The sequence below is a fragment of the Pseudoduganella sp. RAF53_2 genome, assembly GCF_052113985.1.
Lineage (GTDB): Bacteria > Pseudomonadota > Gammaproteobacteria > Burkholderiales > Burkholderiaceae_D > Rugamonas.
In genome coordinates this window covers 1-2325 of record NZ_JBFRDW010000804.1, presented here as the reverse complement: position 1 = coordinate 2325, position 2325 = coordinate 1, and the positions used below count along the sequence as shown (strand labels likewise).

The following is a 2325-nucleotide window of genomic DNA, read 5'->3' as shown; positions in this document are numbered from 1 at the left end:
CAGAGCCGCTTCCCTTGGAAACTCTTCCTTTACGGCGCAAATTCTTTGCACCATTGCAGGTTTCGGCGTGTTAACGACGCCATCCTCAAACGCGATGACACGCAAACCATGCTGCTGGGCAAGTTCCAGCAGCTCTCCCGGCTTCAGCAGGAAGGCGGGATTGGACGGTTTGCCAAACGCGGCGTTGCCTTCGGAGAAAGTCTCGTAGATCAGCACACCGTTCGGCGCCAGACTGCCCAGCATGTCGCCGATAAGCGGGCGATGCAGGTAATTGGTCACCACAATACCGGCAAAGCGCGCCGGACCGAAAGGCCAGGCGGCGCCCTCCACTTCCAGGTCGATTTCGCTGGTAACGATGCCGTCGTCCGCCGCAGCGGCCAGCGCCTGCGGATCGCGGTCCACCGCCACCACCAGGTGGCCCAGCGCAGCCATATAGCGCGAATGGCGGCCATTGCCGCATGCCAGGTCCAGCACTTCGCCGCCTGGAATCAAGGGCGCGAAGCGCTGCACCCAGACCGATGGATCATCCATAGTTCAATCCCATCGCTTCGCGCACGTCGCGCATGGTTTCCTGCGCCAGCTTGCGGGCGGCTTCGTTGCCGTCGGCGACAATGGCACGCACCTGCGACGGATCGTCCAGATAAGGCTGGGCGCGCTCGTGCATCGGCTCCTGTTCCTTGATGATGGCGTCGATGACCGGCTGTTTGCATTCGATGCAGCCGATGCCGGCCGATTTGCAGCCCTTCTGCACCCATTCCTGGGTCGGACCATCGGAGTACACGACGTGGAATTGCCATACCGGGCAGCGCTCCGGTTCACCCGCATCCGTGCGGCGCACGCGCGCAGGGTCGGTCGGCATGGTACGGATTTTCTTGGTGACGGTTTCCTTATCCTCGCGCAAGGCAATCGCATTGCCATAGCTCTTGGACATCTTGCGGCCATCCAGGCCCGGCAGGCGCGACGCTTCGGTCAGCCTGGCTTGCGGCTCAACCAGGATCAGCTTGCGCGATCCTTCCAGGTAGCCGAACAGGCGCTCGCGGTCGATCATGGACAGGCTCTGCGCATCATCCAGCATGGCCTTGGCCTGCTCCAGCGCGGCATTGTCGCCGTTCTGCTGGTAATCCTTGCGCAGTTCGTTGTACAGCTTGGCGCGCTTGCTGCCCAGCTTCTTGACGGCGATCCCGGCCTTCTCTTCGAAGTCCTTTTCCTTGCCGTACAGGTGATTAAAGCGGCGCGCGATCTCGCGCATCATTTCAATGTGCGGCACCTGGTCTTCACCGACCGGCACTTCGCTGGCGCGGTAGATCAGCACGTCGGCCGCCTGCAGCAGCGGATAGCCGAGGAAGCCGTAGGTGGCCAGATCCTTGTTGGCCAGGTTTTCGATCTGGTCCTTGTAAGTAGGCACGCGCTCCAGCCAGCCCAGCGGCGTCGCCATCGACAGCAGCAGATGCAGCTCGGCGTGCTCCGGAATCTTGGACTGGATGAACAGCGTCGCCTGGGTCGGATCGATACCGGCTGCCAGCCAGTCGACCAGCATGTCCCAGGTGGACTTCTCGATGATCGAAGGGTCGTCGTAATGCGTGGTCAGCGCGTGCCAGTCGGCCACGAAGAACAGGCAAGGCTGTTCGGACTGCATCCTGATCCAGTTCTTCAGGGCGCCATGGTAGTGCCCCAAATGCATGGCGCCTGTGGGGCGCATACCGGAAACAACGCGGTCTGGGTACATAGTGTCAGCTCAGGAAAATGGTAATCGGCGTCAGCACCAGGCCGAACAGATAGATGACAAAGTACATCAGACCAGTCAGCAGACTACGGAAAGGTCCGGTATTCAACAGCACGATCAGCAGAATGAAAACGATCGGTCCGAGGCGCTCGATGCTGGCGAAGCGCATGGCGAGACCGTGCGGTAGCAACGCCGTCACGATACGTCCGCCGTCCAGTGGCGGAATCGGAATCAGATTGAACGCACACATGGCGGCGTTAACCAGTACGCCACCGCGCGCCATCTCGATCAGGAACGGCTCTTGTACGCCCATGGCGGCAATCAGATTGAACATCAGCAGCCACAACAAGCCCATCGCAAAATTAGCCAGCGGCCCGGCCGCGGCCACAAAGCCCATCTGCTTTTTCGGATTGCGCAGGCGGCTGTAATCGACCGGCACCGGCTTTGCATAGCCAAACGGCGGCAGATGCGCGAGGTGCAGCATCAGCGGCAGCAGGATGGTGCCGATCGGGTCGATATGGCGCGCCGGATTGGCGCTCAGGCGCCCCATGCGTTCGGCCGTATCGTCACCGAAATAACGGGCCACATAACCGTGGGCAACT

3 protein-coding genes are annotated in these 2325 nt (G+C 61.2%); all 3 read right to left on the bottom strand.

Features of this window, described 5'->3' with window-relative positions; genetic code table 11:
- Window positions 1-531: class I SAM-dependent methyltransferase (locus AB4Z11_RS29735; RefSeq protein WP_442029486.1), on the bottom strand; the 531-nt coding region annotated here is incomplete at its 3' end.
- A complete protein-coding gene (locus AB4Z11_RS29730; protein WP_442029484.1) occupies window positions 524-1726 on the bottom strand; it encodes a tryptophan--tRNA ligase in 1203 nt (400 codons plus the stop codon). The genes AB4Z11_RS29730 and AB4Z11_RS29735, both read right to left, overlap by 8 nt.
- Window positions 1727-1730: 4 nt before the next feature.
- The coding region (locus AB4Z11_RS29725; protein WP_442029482.1) for a site-2 protease family protein at window positions 1731-2325 on the bottom strand (595 nt) is incomplete at its 5' end.